Source organism: Arthrobacter sp. 131MFCol6.1 (assembly GCF_000374925.1).
In the GTDB taxonomy this organism is placed as follows: Bacteria; Actinomycetota; Actinomycetes; order Actinomycetales; family Micrococcaceae; genus Arthrobacter.
In genome coordinates this window covers 131,378-147,191 of record NZ_KB895545.1, presented here as the reverse complement: position 1 = coordinate 147,191, position 15,814 = coordinate 131,378, and the positions used below count along the sequence as shown (strand labels likewise).

Sequence of the window (15,814 nt, the reverse complement as noted above, 5' to 3'; positions counted from 1 at the left end):
GGGCAACGGCGCCCGGGCGGCTGGCGCGCCGCGGGATCACGAGTCCTGCGCGTTCCGGTCAGACGACGTCAGAAGGTGCGGACAACAGTGTTTACCGACGACGCGGGCAAGGGCGGCATTGCCGCCGGGGGCCCCGGAAACAGTGAAAATTCTATGAGGCGGACGGGCGGCGACCTCGTCCAGCTCATCACCCCGGCGGGCGAGCGCATCAGCCATCCCGAGTTCGATCCCTGGCTCCAGGACGTCAGCGATGAGCAGCTTTGCGCGCTCTATGAGGACATGGTGGTCATTCGCCGGATCGATGCTGAAGCCACCGCCCTCCAGCGGCAGGGCGAACTGGCATTGTGGCCGCCGCTGCTCGGCCAGGAAGCATCCCAGATTGGCTCGGCCCGCGCCCTGCGCGAGGACGACTTTGTCTTCCCGAGCTACCGCGACAACGGCGTCGCCTACTGTCGCGGAGTGAAGCCGGAGGACCTCGTCCGCGCGTGGCGTGGCAACGCCTCCGCCGGCTGGGACCCGTTCACCGTCAACGTTGCCACCCAGCAGATCATCATCGGTGCGCAGAGCCTGCACGCCACGGGCTACGCCATGGGCATCCAGAACGACGGCGCCGATTGCGTCGCCGTGGCGTACTTCGGCGACGGCGCCACGAGCGAAGGCGACGTCAACGAGGCCATGGTCTTCGCCGCGAGCTTCCAGGCGCCGGTCGTCTTCTTCTGCCAGAACAACCACTGGGCCATCTCCGAGCCCGTCCGGCTGCAGTCCCACATCCAGCTTGCGGACAGGGCATCCGGCTTCGGCATTCCCAGCATGCGGGTCGATGGCAACGATGTCCTCGCCGTCATGGCAGCCACCCGCATCGCCCTGGACCGCGCCCGGCGCGGCGGCGGCCCCACCTTCATCGAGGCCGTGACCTACCGGATGGGCCCGCACACGACGGCGGATGACCCCACCCGCTACCGGGATGCCAACGAGCTCGAGGACTGGGCCGCCAAGGACCCGATCAGCCGGATGAAATCGCTGCTGGAGCGCAAGGGGCTGCTGACCGCGGGCTTCGAGGCCGCCGTCGCCGCGCAGGCCGACGCCGTGGCCAAGGAACTCCGGGCCGGCACCATCAACATGCCCGAGCCGCAGCCGCTGGATATCTTCAAGCACGTGTACAGCACGCCTCACTCCTGGCTGGACCGCCAGCAGGAGCACTACTCCCGTTACCTGGCTTCCTTCGGCGATCCCGCAGAAGCCGCTTCTGAAGAAGGTGCACGCTGATGACGCAGATGACCTTTGCCCGAGCCATCAATTCGGGCCTGCGCAAGTCCCTCGAAAACGATCCCAAGGTGGTCCTGATGGGGGAGGACATCGGCGCCCTTGGCGGCGTCTTCCGTGTCACGGACGGGCTGCAGAAAGACTTTGGGAAGCACCGCGTCGTGGACACCCCGCTCGCCGAGTCCGGCATCATGGGCACCGCCGTCGGCCTGGCATACCGCGGCTACCGTCCGGTGGTGGAGATCCAGTTCGACGGGTTTATTTACCCGGCGTTCGACCAGATCGTCAGCCAGGTCGCCAAGATGCACTACCGCACCCAAGGCGCGGTCAAGATGCCCATCACCATCCGCGTGCCGTTCGGCGGCGGCATCGGCTCGCCGGAGCACCACTCGGAATCGCCCGAGGCCTACTTCACCCACACCTCGGGGCTGCGCGTGATCAGCGTGTCCAACCCCCAGGACGCCTACACCATGATTCAGCAGGCCATCGCCTCCGATGATCCCGTCCTGTACTTCGAACCCAAGCGGCGCTACCACGACAAGGGCGAGGTGGACGAGACTGTCGACCTGAGCACTGCCCTGTCCATGGAAAAGGCCCGCGTGGTCACGGAGGGGACGGAAGTCACCCTCGTGGCCTACGGCCCGCTGGTCAAGACCGCCCGCGACGCCGCCCTGGCGGCCGCCGACGAAGGCATCTCGGTCGAGGTCATCGACCTCCGCTCACTGGCACCACTGGACTTCGCCACCCTTGAGGCCTCGGTCCGCAAGACCGGCCGGCTGGTCATCACCCACGAGGCCAGCCAGTCCGGCGGCCTCGGCGCCGAAGTCGCCGCGAGCATCACCGAGCGCTGCTTCTACCACCTCGAGGCCGCTCCCGTCCGCGTGACCGGCTTCGACGTTCCCTACCCCTACTCCAAGCTGGAAATGCATCACCTGCCGGGCCTTGACAGGATTCTCGACGGCGTCGACCGTGCCCTCGGCCGCCCCAACTCCCTCAGCGGGCTGGAAGGATGAGCGCCACCATGATCAAGGAATTCAGGCTCCCGGACCTCGGTGAAGGACTGACGGAATCGGAAATCGTGGCCTGGAAGGTCGCGGTGGGGGATACCGTCACCCTCAACCAGATCATCGCCGAGGTGGAGACGGCCAAGGCCGTCGTCGAGCTGCCCTCGCCTTTCGCCGGCGTGGTCGCGGCCCTGCACGAACAGCCCGGCACCGTCGTGGAGGTCGGGAAGCCGATCGTCTCCTTCGAAATTGAGGGTGACGACGGCGCCGACGGCTCAGGCGGCGGTGCTGAGGCCGGCGGCAAACGTGAGCCGAACCTCGTGGGCTACGGCGCCGTCCTCGAAGCCTCCGGCCGGCCCGCCCGCCGGGCCCGCACGTTCGCTGCCCCGGCGGCTTCTCCAGCCGCGGCCGAGCCGGTGGCACCGGTCCGCGCAGTCGAGCCGGTCGCACCCGTCCGCGCACCAGAGCCGGTCGAAACCAAGCCAGCCGCTTCCGCGTCGGGGGAGCGCCCGCGGTCCACGCCGCCGGTGCGCAAGCTGGCCAAGGATCTCGGCGTCGACCTCGAGGCCGTAACCGGTTCGGGGGAGCGCGGGCTCATCACCCGCGACGATGTGCTGAACTTCGTCGGCGGCGGGGACCTGCCCGCGACAATGCAGGGACTTGGGGCCCAGGAAGCCGCCGGCGCGACAGCGCAGGCCGCAGGCCTTGTCCAGGCCCGGGGCGAGCGGGAGACCCGCACGCCGATCAAGGGAGTGCGGAAGTTCACGGCCGCCGCCATGGTGGCCAGTGCCTTCACCGCACCGCACGTCACCGAGTTCCTGACCGTCGACGTGACGCCCACCATGGAGCTGCTGGCACGGCTCAAGGCCAGCCGCGCGTTCGCCGGGTACAAGCTCACCCCGCTGACGCTCGTGTCCAAGGCGGTGCTGATTGCGCTGCGCAACCACCCGACGCTCAACGCCCGGTGGGACGAGGCCAACCAGGAGATCGTCCAGTTCAACTACGTGAACCTGGGCATCGCGGCCGCGACCCCGCGGGGGCTGACGGTTCCGAACATCAAGGATGCGGACCGGATGTCCCTCATGGATCTCTCCACCGCCCTGACGGAACTGACGGACACGGCCCGGGCCGGGAAGACAAGCCCCGAGGCGCTCTCCGGCGGAACGATCTCCATCACGAACATCGGCGTCTTCGGCATCGACGCCGGCACGCCCATCCTGAACCCGGGCGAGGCAGCCATCCTGGCCCTCGGCGCGGTCCGGAAGATGCCGTGGGAGTACCAGGACGAGGTTGCCCTGCGCCAGGTCATGACGCTCAGCCTCTCCTTCGACCACCGGCTGGTCGACGGCGAGCAGGGCTCGCGGTTCCTCCAGGACCTCGGCGCCATGCTGGCCGATCCGGGCATGGTGCTCGCGATGGTTTAGGCCCCTGTACACAGCTGCCGGCTGCCCCGTCCGAAAGGAAGGGGCAGCCGGCAGTTTTTTGTGGGCGGGTTGCATCCGTCCGGGGGCACTTTGAGGATAATTTTCGACGGCGGCGGCCCAGTTGACGGCGTGTCTGTGCCAAAGTGCCCCCGGAGCGCCGGCTGGAGCGTGGTGGGCGGGTCCCGCGGCACCGGAAGGGGTGCAGTCCGGCGGGGCGTCAGTCTTCCGGCAGCGTCGCTGGTGCCAGGAGCGCGGCCAGCGCCATGCTTTCCAGCAGCGGCCTGGCGCGTCGGACGCCGATCCGGCGCCCGTGGCTGCGCACCGAGTGCGGGGTCGAGTTGATCAGCCCGAACGTGGCGTGCGCGCGCATCCGCAGTTCGGCGGCCTCCGTGCCCTCGTGCAGTCCGGCCAGCACGTCCACCCAGAGCTCAACGTAGTTGCGCTGGAGCGTGCGGACCTCGGCCTGGTCCTCGCCGGCCAGGTTGCTGAAGTCCTGGTCCTGGACCCGGATGACGTCCGGATTGCTGAGGGCAAAATCGACGTGGAAGGCCACCAGCCCGCCCAGCGCCGCCAGGTCACCGTCGGAATCGGCCACCACCTTGCGTCCGCCGTCGAGCAGGTCCTGGCTGACACTGAGCAGCAGGGCGCCGAGGACGGCCTGCTTGCCGGCGAAATGACGGTAGACGGCCGGCCCGCTGACGCCGGCAGCGGCGCCGAGATCCTCCAGGGAAACGCGGTTGAAGCCCTCCAGGGCAAAGAGCGCGGCGGCGGCGGACAGGAGGGCCTGCCGCCTGTTGGCCTTGGCCTGGCTGCGCTGGGTCGAGGCTGCGTGCGTTGAGGCTGCCTGGGCTGACGGAAGCTGGGCAGTCTGGCTGGGCTCGGTCACCGGAGCATCCCCTCGTTGCAAATGATCCCTGTGTTGGACATCACAGTTAATAGAGACTAACCTAAATCTCAGTTATGCGGTACTAACCGAAATAGCCGGGGCGGCCTGAGCTGCCGGTCCGGTGCGCAGGTCCGCGCAGGTCAGGGAACGGGAAGTAGTCAATGGAGACAATCGCCAGCCGGGTGGATGCGACGAGCACCGCCTTTGCCGCGAACCGGGAGGCCCAACTGGGGCTGGCCGGCGAGCTGAGGGAACGGCTCGCCACCGCCGCACTGGGCGGGCCGGCAAAGTCCCGGGAACGCCACGTGGCGCGCGGCAAGCTTCTTCCGCGCGAGCGCATTGACCAGCTGCTCGACGACGGCAGCCCTTTCCTGGAAATCGCGCCGCTCGCGGCCAACGGCATGTACAACGATGACTCCCCGGGCGCCGGCGTCATCGCCGGGATCGGCCTGGTGCACGGCCGCCAGGTCCTCGTCATTTCCAACGACGCCACCGTCAAGGGCGGCACCTACTATCCGATGACGGTGAAGAAGCATCTCCGGGCCCAGGAAATCGCGCTGGAGAACCGGCTGCCCTGCATCTACCTCGTGGACTCCGGCGGGGCGTTCCTGCCCAAGCAGGACGAGGTCTTCCCGGACAAGGAACACTTCGGCCGGATCTTCTTCAACCAGGCCAGGATGTCCGCGGCGAAGATCCCGCAGATCGCCTCCGTGTTGGGCTCCTGCACCGCCGGCGGCGCGTACGTTCCCGCGATGAGCGACGAGACGGTGATTGTCCGCAACCAGGGCACCATCTTCCTGGGCGGCCCGCCGCTGGTGAAGGCCGCGATCGGCGAGATCGTCACGGCGGAGGAACTCGGCGGCGGCGACGTGCACTCGAAAATCTCCGGCGTCACCGACCACCTGGCCGAGAACGATGAGCACGCCCTCCAGATCGTCCGCGACATCGTCTCCACCCTGCCGAAGCCTTCCGCACCCGTCTGGGACGTGGACACCGTCGTCGAGCCCGTTGCCGACCCGGACGAGCTCTACGGTGCCGTTCCCACGGACGTCAACGCCCAGTACGACGTGCGCGAGGTCATCGCCCGGCTGGTCGACGGCAGCCGGTTCCATGAGTTCAAGAAAAACTACGGCACCACCCTGGTCACGGGCTTCGCCAAGCTGCACGGCCACCCGGTAGGCATCGTGGCGAACAACGGAGTGCTGTTCAGCGAGTCCTCCCTCAAGGGCGCGCACTTCATCGAACTCTGCGACCAGCGCGGCATCCCGCTGATCTTCCTGCAGAACCTCTCCGGCTTCATGGTCGGCAAGGACTACGAGCAGGGTGGCATCGCCAAGAACGGCGCCAAGATGGTCACCGCCGTCGCCACCGCCAGGGTCCCCAAGCTGACCGTCGTGATCGGCGGGTCCTTCGGCGCCGGCAACTACTCCATGTGCGGACGGGCCTACTCGCCGCGCTTCCTGTGGATGTGGCCGGCGTCGCGGATCTCCGTGATGGGCGGCAACCAGGCCTCCAGCGTGCTCGCGACCGTGAAGCGGGACCAGTACGAGGCCCGCGGCGAGGAATGGTCCGCCGCGGACGAGGAAGCGTTCAAGGCCCCCATCAAGGCCCAGTACGAGGACCAGGGCAGCCCCTACTATTCCACCGCCCGGCTCTGGGACGACGGCGTGATCGACCCCGCGGACACCCGCACCGTCCTGGGACTGGCGCTCGACGTCGTCTCCCGCACCCCACTGCCGGAGACCTCCTTCGGCCTGTTCCGGATGTGAGCCAGCAATGACCCTCTCTTCGCCCACCACGCCTTCCGTGGCCACCCCGCCGGCCGCCCCCACCACCGGCACCCCGCTGTTCGGCACCGTGCTCGTCGCCAACCGCGGCGAAATCGCCTGCCGCGTCATCCGGACCCTGCGCGCCCTCGGGATCCGCTCGGTGGCCGTCTATTCCGACGCCGACGCCGGTGCCCGGCACGTGCGGGAGGCGGACGCCGCCGTCCGCATCGGCCCGGCGGCCGCCACCGAGAGCTACCTCAAGATCGATGCCATCATCCAGGCCTGCCGCGACACCGGCGCCGAGGCCGTGCACCCGGGCTACGGCTTCCTGAGCGAAAACGTCGACTTCGCCCGCGCCCTGGAAACAGCCGGGATCACGTTCATCGGCCCCGGCGTCGAATCCCTGAACGTCATGGGCGACAAGATCCGCTCGAAGAACCACGTCACCGGCTACGGTGTCCCGGTGGTCCCGGGCATCGCCGAACCCGGCATGACCGACGCCCAGCTGATCGAGGCCGCGGCCGGCGTCGGCTTCCCGCTGCTGATCAAGCCCTCCGCCGGCGGCGGCGGCAAGGGCATGCACATCGTCGAACGCGCCGAGGACCTTGAAGCCACCCTGGCCACCGCCCGCCGGGTCGCGGCGAGCGCCTTCGGCGACGACACCTTGTTCCTCGAACGGCTCGTCACCACCCCGCGGCACATCGAGGTCCAGGTCCTGGCGGACAACCACGGCAACGTCATCCATCTGGGGGAGCGCGAGTGTTCACTGCAGCGCCGCCACCAGAAGGTCATCGAGGAAGCCCCGTCCCCGCTGCTGGAGTCCCTCCCCGACGGGGCGGCTGTCCGGGCCCGGATCGGCGAGGCCGCCTGCAACGCCGCGCGCAGTGTGAACTACTCCGGCGCCGGGACCGTGGAATTCCTGGTTTCGGACACCGCCCCGGACGAGTTCTTCTTCATGGAGATGAACACCCGCCTGCAGGTCGAACACCCGGTCACCGAGATGGTCACCGGCATCGACCTCGTCGAATGGCAGGTCCGCATCGCAGCCGGCGAGGAACTCACCGTGGCCCAGGACGACGTCGTGCTCACCGGCCACTCGGTGGAGGCACGCGTCTACGCCGAGGTGCCGGAGAAGAACTTCCTGCCCTCAGGCGGTGAAGTGCTGCTCCTGGACGAATTGCCCGGCCCGGCCCAGCGCCCGAGCGCTCCGGCCCGCAACGAAGTCGAAACGGCCCGCGGCCGCGTCCGGGTGGACTCCGCCCTCATCCACGGACTCGAGATCTCCTCCAGCTACGATCCGATGATTTCCAAGGTCATCGCCTGGGGCCAAGACCGCACCGCTGCCCTCGATACCCTGGACGAGGCGCTCGCCGGGTACACGGTGCTGGGCGTCGATACCAATGTTGAGTATCTCCGGCTGCTGGTCAACGACGCCGACGTCCGCGCCGGCCGGCTCGACACCGGCCTGATCGAACGCAAGATGCCGGAGTTCAGCTTCCGGCGGGTGGGCGACAGCGAACTTGTGGTCGCCGCACTGTACGCCTTGGCCATGGCGGAGGAAGCCAGGCAGGAGGAGCGTGAAGGCGGCCCGTGGCAGCGCCGCGACGGCTGGCGGATCGGTGCGCCGGCGCCGCGCCGGATCAGCCTGGGAACCCCCGACGGCGGTGTTGCCACAGTGGAGGTGAGGGGCCCGGCCGCGGGGGAACAGGTCACTGTAAGCGTTAACGGAGGGCCGCAGCGCACAGCCTTCCTGGAGTTCACCGCGCGGGATCGCCCGGTGCTCACCCTCGATGGCGAGGCCAGCAGCTATGCACTTGCACCCGTTCGCACCGGTCCTGAAGCCCAGAGCTGGATGGCTCCCGATCCCCGCGTCCTATCGGCACTCTTTCTCGGCAACGAGGGCTGGTCCTGCCGGCTCGAGGTGCTCACCCGGGAGGCCCGGCTGGTTCGGGTGCTGGCCGCGATCGAACGCGAGGAAGGCGCCGCCGACCCGGCGGTCCGCTCGCCGATGCCCGGCACCGTGGTGTCGGTGTCCGTCAGCAACGGCGACACCGTGGAGGCCGGCCAGGTCCTTGTCTCGGTGGAAGCGATGAAGATGGAGCACCAGCTTGTGGCGCCCCTGGACGGAACCGTCCACATCAGCGTCGGCTCCGGCGACCTCGTCAAGGCAGACCAGGTGCTGGCGACGATCCACCCCGCCGTCCAGAGCGGGCCGCCCTCGGCGGAGAACGCAGCGGAGGACACGATCGAGGAAGCCGTCATCGCGATGGGTGCGGCCGAATGACTGCACCGTACTGATCCACCGCGGGCTGGCCAACCCCAGCCGAGCCAACACCCATTTTCAACAGACTACAGATGCACCTCAGACAAAGGAGTCACCCCATGCCAGATTTTGAACTCAGCGAGGACTACCAGATCCTTAGCGACACCGTCCGCGAATTCGCCGACGAGGTGGTGGCCCCGGTCTCCGCCAAGCACGACGAAGAGCACAGCTTCCCCTACGAAGTGGTCTCCCAGATGGCGGACATGGGCCTCTTCGGCCTGCCGTTCCCGGAAGAGTTCGGCGGCATGGGCGGGGACTACTTCGCCCTGGCCCTGGCCCTGGAGCAGCTCGGCCGGGTGGACCAGTCCGTCGCCATCACCCTCGAGGCCGGCGTCTCGCTCGGCGCGATGCCGATCCACCGCTTCGGCAACGAGGCGCAGAAGCAGGAGTGGCTGCCGCTGCTGGCCTCCGGCAAGGCGCTCGCCGGCTTCGGTCTGACCGAGCCGGAAGCCGGCTCCGATGCCGGCGGCACCAAGACCACAGCCAAGCTGGGCGGCGGAGAGTGGGTCATCAACGGCAACAAGGAGTTCATCACCAACTCCGGCACGGACATCACCAGGCTCGTTACCGTCACCGCCGTCACCGGCCAGGAGGAGCGTGCGGACGGCAGCACCAAGAAGGAAATCTCCACCATCCTGGTGCCCACCAATACCCCGGGCTTCACAGCGGAGAAGGCCTACAACAAGGTCGGCTGGAACGCCTCCGACACGCACCCGCTGACCCTCGACAACGTGCACGTCCCCGAGGAGAACCTGCTCGGCACCCGGGGCCGCGGCTACGCGAACTTCCTCTCCATCCTCGATGAAGGCCGGATCGCGATCGCGGCACTCGCCGTCGGCGCGGCCCAGGGCTGCGTGGACCAGTCGGTGAAATACGCCAAGGAACGCAGCGCGTTCGGTCAGAACATCGGCAAGTACCAGGCCATCGCCTTCAAGATCGCCCGGATGGAAGCCCGCGCCCACACGGCCCGCCTGGCCTACTACGACGCGGCCGCCCGGATGCTCGCCGGCAAGCCGTTCAAGACGCAGGCGGCCATCGCTAAGATGGTCGCAGGCGAGGCAGCCATGGACAACGCGCGGGACGCCACCCAGGTGTTCGGCGGCTATGGCTTCATCAACGAATTCACCGTGGCACGCCACTACCGCGACTCCAAGATCCTTGAAGTCGGCGAGGGCACCACGGAGGTCCAGCTGATGCTGATCGCCCGCGAACTGGGACTGTAGCCGGCCGGAAGGATCACCGATGATCAACAAAGTTGTTGCCAGCGCCGCCGAGGCCGTCGCGGACATCCACGACGGCGCCTCCCTCGCCGTCGGCGGGTTCGGGCTGTGCGGCATCCCCGTGACGCTGATCGAGGCCCTGCACGAGCGCGGTGCAACTGATCTGGAAACCGTCAGCAACAACTGCGGCGTCGACGACTGGGGGCTCGGGATCCTGCTTAAGGACGGCCGGATCCGGCGCACCATCAGCTCCTACGTGGGGGAGAACAAGGAGTTCGCCCGGCAGTACCTTTCCGGCGAGCTGGAGGTGGTCCTCACCCCGCAGGGCACGTTGGCGGAAAAGCTGCGCGCCGGCGGCGCGGGCATCCCCGCGTTCTACACCCCGGCCGGCGTCGGGACCCAGGTCTCCGACGGCGGCCTGCCGCAGAAGTACGACGCCGAGGGCAACGTCGCGATTGCCTCCGCCGCTAAGGAAGTCCGCAGCTTCCACGGCGCCGACTACGTGCTGGAAGAATCGCTGACGCCCGACTTCGGTCTGGTGCACGCCTGGAAGGGTGACCGCCACGGCAACCTCGTCTTCCATGCCACGGCCATGAATTTCAACCCGCTGTGCGCCATGGCCGGGAAGATCACCATCGCCGAGGTCGAGGAACTCGTGCAGCCGGGGGAGCTGGACCCGGAGCACGTCCACGTCCCGGGGATCTTCGTCCAGCGCGTGGTCCTGGCCCCGCAGGGCGAGAAACGGATTGAGAAGCGGACGGTTGCGGTGGCCACCGGCGCCTCCGGCACACCAGAACTGTCGCCGGAGCAGGCAGGAGCATAGCCGTGGAAACGAACAAAGCCCCCGAGGCCCCGCCCCGTCCCGAGGCCGTGCGCCACGAATACCGGCGCTCCGCCGTCGAACACGCCGGTACTGAGGGCAAGGGCTGGACCCGCAACGAACTCGCGGCCCGGGTGGCGCAGGAACTGCACAACGGCCAGTACGTCAACCTCGGCATCGGCATGCCGACGCTGATACCGAACTACATTCCGGCCGGTGTCGAGGTGGTGCTGCATTCGGAAAACGGCATCCTGGGCGTCGGGCCGTACCCGGCCGAGGATCAGGTCGACCCGGACCTGATCAATGCCGGCAAGGAAACCGTCACGGTCAACAAGGGTGCGGCGTTCTTCGATTCCGCCGCCTCCTTCGGCATGATCCGGGGCGGCCACGTCGATGTGGCCGTGCTCGGCGCCATGGAGGTCGCCGCCAACGGCGACCTCGCCAACTGGATGATCCCGGGCAAGATGGTCAAGGGCATGGGCGGCGCGATGGACCTGGTGTTCGGGGCCAAGAAGGTGATCGTGATGATGGATCACGTGGACCGCAACGGCAAACCGAAAATCGTGGAAACCTGCACGCTGCCGTTGACCGGCAAGGGCTGCGTGGACCGGATCATCACCGACCTCGCCGTGATCGACGTCGTGACCGAGGGCGGGAAGTCCCGGCTGGTGCTGCGGGAGCTGGCGCCGAACGTGTCCGTGGAGGACGTGGTGGCGGCCACCGGAGCCGAACTCTTTGAGGAAGACCAGGAACTGACCGTATGAGCGACGCAGACACGACTTCACCGGGCACAGGCGCACATCCGGGTACCGGCACCCCCCGGGTGATCGAGCAGCGCGGCCTCTATTTCGATGAGCTTCAGGAGGGCGTTGTCTACGCCCACCGGCCGGGCCGGACGGTCACGGAGACGGATAACGTCCTGTTCACCACCATGACCATGAACACCCAGGCCCTGCACCTCGACGCGGCCTGGAGCGCCGGGCAACCCTTCGGCCAGCGGCTGATGAATTCGATGTTCACCCTTGCCACGGTGGTGGGCCAGTCCGTGCCGCAGCTGACCCAGGGCACCATCATCGCCCAGCTGGGCCTGACGGATGTGTCCTTTCCGCGCCCGCTGTACCACGGGGACACCCTGTACACGGAGACGGTGGTGACCGGGAAGAGACTGTCCGCGTCCCGCCCCGGCCAGGGCATCGTGACCATGCAGCACACCGGACGGAACCAGCGTGGGGACGTCGTGGCCCTCGCCGCCCGCAGCTGCCTGATGTGGACACGCGAGGCCCACGCCGCTGCCGAGCTGGAAGCGGCGCAAAAGGGGACAATAGAGACATGAGTTTCCTGATGGGCCCTGCCCTGCTGTTCTGCCCCGCCGACCGCCCCGAGCGGTACCAGAAAGCCGCCGAACGCTCCGACACCGTGATCGTGGACCTCGAGGACGCCGTCGCCCCCGCCGACAAGCAGCGGGCCCGCGGCGCCATCCTCGCCCAACTCGGCGCCACCGGCGACGTCCCGGAACTGGATCCTTCCCGCACGATCGTCCGGGTCAACCCGGCGGGCACGGACGAGTTCGAGAAGGACATGCACTGCCTCAAACACACGCCCTACCGGCACATCATGCTGGCCAAGGCGGAGAGCGCGGCCCAGCTGAGGGAACTCGAGGGCTACAGCGTGATTGCCCTCTGCGAGACGGCCGCCGGCGTCCTCAACGCCGCCGCCATCGCCGCCGAGCCCAATGTGGTGGCCCTGATGTGGGGTGCGGAGGACCTGCTGGCGTCGCTCGGCGGAACCTCCAGCCGATCGGAGGACGGCAGCTACCGGGCCGTCGCGCTGCACGCCCGCTCCAGCGTCCTGCTGGCCGCCGGCGCCTTCGGCAAGGACGCGATCGACGCCGTGTACGTCAACATCCCCGATCTGGCCGGGCTGGCCCTCGAATCCCGCGACGCCGTTGCATCCGGATTCTCGTCCAAAGCCTGCATCCACCCGGACCAGGTGGCCGTGGTCCGCGAAGCCTACGCACCCACCGAGGCCGACGTCTCAGCGGCCGCCGAGCTGCTCGACGCCGCCTCTACGGCAGGCTCGGGCGTCTTCCAGTTCAAGGGCAAGATGATCGACGGGCCCATCCTCAAGCACGCCGCGTCCACACTGCGCCGCGCGGGCCGCGTCGGGTCCTGACCGTTGGGTCCTGGACGCCGTCACGTGCCCACCAACGTGTGCCTGGGTGAAGCTCTGCCGCGTGAAACTCCTCGATTCGCCACAGATGGCCGGAATGGCTGGTCCTATTGCGGCCATCTGCGTCGAATGGGTGCCCTGTGGCTCTGAATCCTCGGCCAGTCTCCGAGGCCCTGTGCCGATGGTCCCTGGGTGGCTGCCGGCGTCCCGGGGCTGGCCGGGCAAATTCGCGGGTGCCGAGGTGGGGCCCTGCCGGGCTGGACTTCGTCGATTCGCCACAGATGGCCGGAATGGCTGGTCCTATTGCGGCCATCTGCGTCGAATGGGTGCCCTGTGCCTCTGAATCCTCGACCAGTCTCCGAGGCCCGAGCCCCGGCATTTGTGCCACGTGTCCCGGGCTGCCTTCAAGAACTGGACATGCTCCGTGCGGCCTTCAAGAACCAGACATGTTCAGCGCCGCCAGAGATAGCGGTTCTCCGGCCGGCCCGCCGCTCCGTAGCGGGGCGTCAGCCGGGCATGGCCGTGAACCACGAGGTACTCGAGGTAACGGCGGGCACTGACCCGGGACAGGCCCAGCTGCAGCGCCAGGCCGGCCGCGGAGACGTCCTCCGCACTGGCCTTCAGTGCCTCGACCACAGCGTCCAGGGTGGGCCGGGAGAGTCCCTTGGGAAGCCGCAGGGCAGCCTGGCCCGGTTCCGGCTGGGCGGATTGTCCCGCCGGGGTGCGCGCCGGAGTTTCCGCCGGCGCGGACCGGCGGGAGGGAGCCACCAGGCGGTCGATGCTTGCCTGGTCCAGCTCTCCGGTGCCGCCGGAGGCCAGTTCCTCCCGCAGCATGACGTACTCGTCCAGCCGTTCGATCAATGCCTGCGAGGAGAAGGGCTTGACCAGGTAGTGCAGCACCCCGCCGGCCATCGCGCCCCGGACGGTGTCAAGTTCCCTCGATGCGGTGATCACGAGGACATCCACCGGCCGCCGGCGCCCGCGCAGCCGCTGCAGGACGTCCAGGCCGGACATGTCCGGCAAATGGATGTCCAGCAATACCAGCTCCGGCCCCAGCTCCGCGGCCAGATCGAGGCCCTGCTGCCCGGTGTGGGCCATGGCCACGACGTCGAATCCGCCGCGTGCCAGCAGGAACCCGTGATGGATCCCGGCCACTGCTACGTCATCGTCGATGATGAGGGTGCGTATGGCGCTCATAGCTTCTGTAGTTCCGCCTCTTTTGTCCTGAGCACTACCGAGAAGCAGGCTCCACCCAACGCCGATGAGGATACCGCCGCCCGGCCTCCGCGCCGGAGGGCAACCCGCTGGACTAGGGCCAGCCCAAACCCGCGGCTGTTGATTCCCTCGGCCTCCTTGCTGGTCACGCCGGGCTCGAACACTTTAGCGCGTTCGGGAACCGGGACGCCGGGTCCATCGTCTTCCACCACGATGGTCCGCCCGCCGTCGGCGCTCTCGCCCAGCCGGATGGCAACAGTGCTGTCGTAACCCGCGGCGTCCACAGCGTTGTCGATCAGGTTTCCCAGCACCGTGATGACGTCGCCCGAGTCATCGGCCGAGCACAGCGAATCCGGGCTGACGATGATCTCGATGCCGCGCTCGGCGCAGACCGTGGACTTGGCGATCAGCAGAGCCTGGACCCCGTGATCGGTGATTCCGGGCGCCAGCGGCCGGTTCGCGAAGACGGCGTCGTTGTGGCTGCGGCCCAGGTATTCGATGGCCTTGTCCTGCTTTCCGAGCTCCAGCAGCCCGGAGATGACGTGCAGTTTGTTGGCGAATTCGTGCGCCTGGGCACGGAGTGCCTGCGTCACGTCCACGGCGCCGTCGCGGTCACGCAGGACGGTGTGCAGCTCCGTGCGGTCGCGCAGGATCAGTACCTTGCCGACCTCGCGGCCGTCGACGGTGGCCGCATTGACCTTGCCCAGCAGGATCCGCTCACCCGAGAGCACCAGTTCCTCCGTGGCGGACCCGGCCGAGAGCAAGCGGAGGACCGCCGGTTCCAGGCTTGCCGCTGCAGGGGTCCCGGTGATGTCCCCTGCCAGGGCGAGCAGGCGGCGTGCCTCATCATTGACCAGCGCGATCCTGCCGTCGACGTCCACCGCCACCAGTCCTTCACCGAGGCCGTGGAGCATGGCGTCGCGCGTCTCCAGCAGGGCGGCAATGTCCTCCGGCTCGAGTTTGTAGATCCGCCGCCACACCAGTTTCGAGACATACATCGCGCCCAGGGAACTCAGCAGCGCCGCCCCGAGCAGCCAGCCGAACAGCTGCGGCATGTCCTCAAGGAGGTCGGCGGCCAGGGTGCTCTCCAGCACCCCGACGGATGCGGAGCCGATCACCGCGCCGGCCGCATCGAAGATGGGAACCTTCACCCGCCAGGACTCACCGAGCGTGCCCGTCTGGGTACCCACGTAGATCTCCCCGGACAGGGGCACGGAAGGATCGGTGGAGACCGGCCGACCGATTTCCGCCGGATTGGGGTGCGACTGCCGGACCCCGTGCCGGTCCGTCACCACCACATAGGTGACATTAGATGCCTGCCGGATGACTTCCGCGATCGGCTGGATGGTCTGGGCCGGCGACGGCGTTCCGAACGCGTTGATGACCGAGGGCAGCTGGGCAACACTTTCGGCAACGCCGATCAGCCGGCCCTTGTAGGCGTCCCGGAGCTGTTGTTCCTGCATCCGGATGGTCACGGCCCCCACCGCCGTGAGGACGGCCAGCACGATGCCCAGCTGCAACGCGACCAGCTGGTACCGAAGGGGAATCCTGTGAAACATGTCACAAGTTTCCCATTGGCAGCGCAGTCCGCCCGCCAAATAGGCGGCCGGGGCCGTGACCAATATGACCACTACTACCTCTAAGGCCAAATGCTGTTGCCCTTCTCCGGGCGCTCCTAGGGTCGGTGACGTGATTCCAATGATGTGCATCACATTCGCTCA

13 protein-coding genes are annotated in these 15,814 nt (G+C 68.0%); 10 read left to right on the top strand and 3 right to left on the bottom strand.

All coding sequences use genetic code 11. The features are described 5' to 3' along the window. The first annotated feature begins 87 nt into the window (after window positions 1–87). The 3 genes from pdhA to C566_RS0111710 are packed head-to-tail and all read left to right on the top strand — an operon-like array spanning window position 88 to window position 3,691. Window positions 88–1,266: a pyruvate dehydrogenase (acetyl-transferring) E1 component subunit alpha gene (gene pdhA, locus C566_RS0111720; RefSeq protein ID WP_018774537.1), complete on the top strand. Its 1,179-nt coding sequence runs from the start codon at window positions 88–90 to the stop codon at window positions 1,264–1,266. Continuing rightward, a complete protein-coding gene (locus C566_RS0111715; RefSeq protein ID WP_018774536.1) occupies window positions 1,266–2,276 on the top strand; it encodes an alpha-ketoacid dehydrogenase subunit beta in 1,011 nt (336 codons plus the stop codon). Before pdhA ends, C566_RS0111715 begins: the two co-directional genes overlap by 1 nt. Further along, the gene (locus tag C566_RS0111710) at window positions 2,273–3,691 is read left to right on the top strand and encodes a dihydrolipoamide acetyltransferase family protein (RefSeq protein WP_018774535.1); all 1,419 of its coding nucleotides are present in this window, start codon (window positions 2,273–2,275) and stop codon (window positions 3,689–3,691) included. The genes C566_RS0111715 and C566_RS0111710 overlap by 4 nt, the downstream gene beginning before the upstream one ends. A gap of 217 nt (window positions 3,692–3,908) precedes the next feature. Here the strand turns inward: C566_RS0111710 and C566_RS0111705 are convergent, their stop codons facing one another. Further along, window positions 3,909–4,577 (bottom strand): SACE_7040 family transcriptional regulator, encoded by a 669-nt coding sequence (locus C566_RS0111705; protein WP_018774534.1) that lies wholly within the window; start codon window positions 4,575–4,577, stop codon window positions 3,909–3,911. Window positions 4,578–4,738: 161 nt separating this feature from the next. Between C566_RS0111705 and C566_RS0111700 the strand changes: the two genes are divergently transcribed. The 7 genes from C566_RS0111700 to C566_RS0111670 all read left to right on the top strand — a co-directional run bounded on the left by C566_RS0111700 (window position 4,739) and on the right by C566_RS0111670 (window position 12,881). Continuing rightward, entirely contained in the window at window positions 4,739–6,346 is a 1,608-nt protein-coding gene (locus tag C566_RS0111700; protein ID WP_018774533.1) for a carboxyl transferase domain-containing protein, read from the top strand. A gap of 7 nt (window positions 6,347–6,353) precedes the next feature. Continuing rightward, window positions 6,354–8,630: an ATP-binding protein gene (locus C566_RS0111695; protein WP_018774532.1), complete on the top strand. Its 2,277-nt coding sequence runs from the start codon at window positions 6,354–6,356 to the stop codon at window positions 8,628–8,630. A gap of 98 nt (window positions 8,631–8,728) precedes the next feature. Further along, complete coding sequence (locus C566_RS0111690; protein WP_018774531.1) at window positions 8,729–9,892, top strand: acyl-CoA dehydrogenase family protein; 1,164 nt, start codon at window positions 8,729–8,731, stop codon at window positions 9,890–9,892. Window positions 9,893–9,911: 19 nt separating this feature from the next. Next, window positions 9,912–10,712: a CoA transferase subunit A gene (locus C566_RS0111685; protein ID WP_018774530.1), complete on the top strand. Its 801-nt coding sequence runs from the start codon at window positions 9,912–9,914 to the stop codon at window positions 10,710–10,712. Window positions 10,713–10,714: 2 nt separating this feature from the next. Next, a complete protein-coding gene (locus C566_RS0111680; protein ID WP_018774529.1) occupies window positions 10,715–11,473 on the top strand; it encodes a CoA transferase subunit B in 759 nt (252 codons plus the stop codon). Then, window positions 11,470–12,042, top strand: coding sequence for a MaoC family dehydratase (locus C566_RS21400; protein ID WP_018774528.1), 573 nt, complete (start codon window positions 11,470–11,472; stop codon window positions 12,040–12,042). The genes C566_RS0111680 and C566_RS21400 overlap by 4 nt, the downstream gene beginning before the upstream one ends. After that, entirely contained in the window at window positions 12,039–12,881 is an 843-nt protein-coding gene (locus C566_RS0111670) for an HpcH/HpaI aldolase/citrate lyase family protein (RefSeq protein WP_018774527.1), read from the top strand. Before C566_RS21400 ends, C566_RS0111670 begins: the two co-directional genes overlap by 4 nt. Window positions 12,882–13,328: 447 nt before the next feature. On the opposite strand, the gene C566_RS0111665 is transcribed toward C566_RS0111670, so the two are convergent. Next, a complete protein-coding gene (locus C566_RS0111665) occupies window positions 13,329–14,075 on the bottom strand; it encodes a response regulator (protein WP_018774526.1) in 747 nt (248 codons plus the stop codon). After that, window positions 14,072–15,652 carry an ATP-binding protein gene (locus C566_RS0111660; protein WP_018774525.1) on the bottom strand — a complete coding sequence of 527 codons (1,581 nt, stop codon included), beginning with the start codon at window positions 15,650–15,652 and terminating at the stop codon, window positions 14,072–14,074. The genes C566_RS0111665 and C566_RS0111660 overlap by 4 nt, the downstream gene beginning before the upstream one ends. Window positions 15,653–15,814: the final 162 nt, after the last annotated feature.

Coding starts and splice junctions, on each gene's coding strand:
- C566_RS0111715 (WP_018774536.1), top strand. CDS start 1,266: ATGACGCAGATGACCTTTGCCCGAGCCATCAATTCGGGCCTGCGCAAG.
- C566_RS0111695 (WP_018774532.1), top strand. CDS start 6,354: ATGACCCTCTCTTCGCCCACCACGCCTTCCGTGGCCACCCCGCCGGCC.
- C566_RS0111685 (WP_018774530.1), top strand. CDS start 9,912: ATGATCAACAAAGTTGTTGCCAGCGCCGCCGAGGCCGTCGCGGACATC.
- C566_RS21400 (WP_018774528.1), top strand. CDS start 11,470: ATGAGCGACGCAGACACGACTTCACCGGGCACAGGCGCACATCCGGGT.
- C566_RS0111690 (WP_018774531.1), top strand. CDS start 8,729: ATGCCAGATTTTGAACTCAGCGAGGACTACCAGATCCTTAGCGACACC.
- C566_RS0111710 (WP_018774535.1), top strand. CDS start 2,273: ATGAGCGCCACCATGATCAAGGAATTCAGGCTCCCGGACCTCGGTGAA.
- C566_RS0111665 (WP_018774526.1), bottom strand. CDS start 14,075: ATGAGCGCCATACGCACCCTCATCATCGACGATGACGTAGCAGTGGCC.
- C566_RS0111670 (WP_018774527.1), top strand. CDS start 12,039: ATGAGTTTCCTGATGGGCCCTGCCCTGCTGTTCTGCCCCGCCGACCGC.
- C566_RS0111700 (WP_018774533.1), top strand. CDS start 4,739: ATGGAGACAATCGCCAGCCGGGTGGATGCGACGAGCACCGCCTTTGCC.
- C566_RS0111660 (WP_018774525.1), bottom strand. CDS start 15,652: ATGTTTCACAGGATTCCCCTTCGGTACCAGCTGGTCGCGTTGCAGCTG.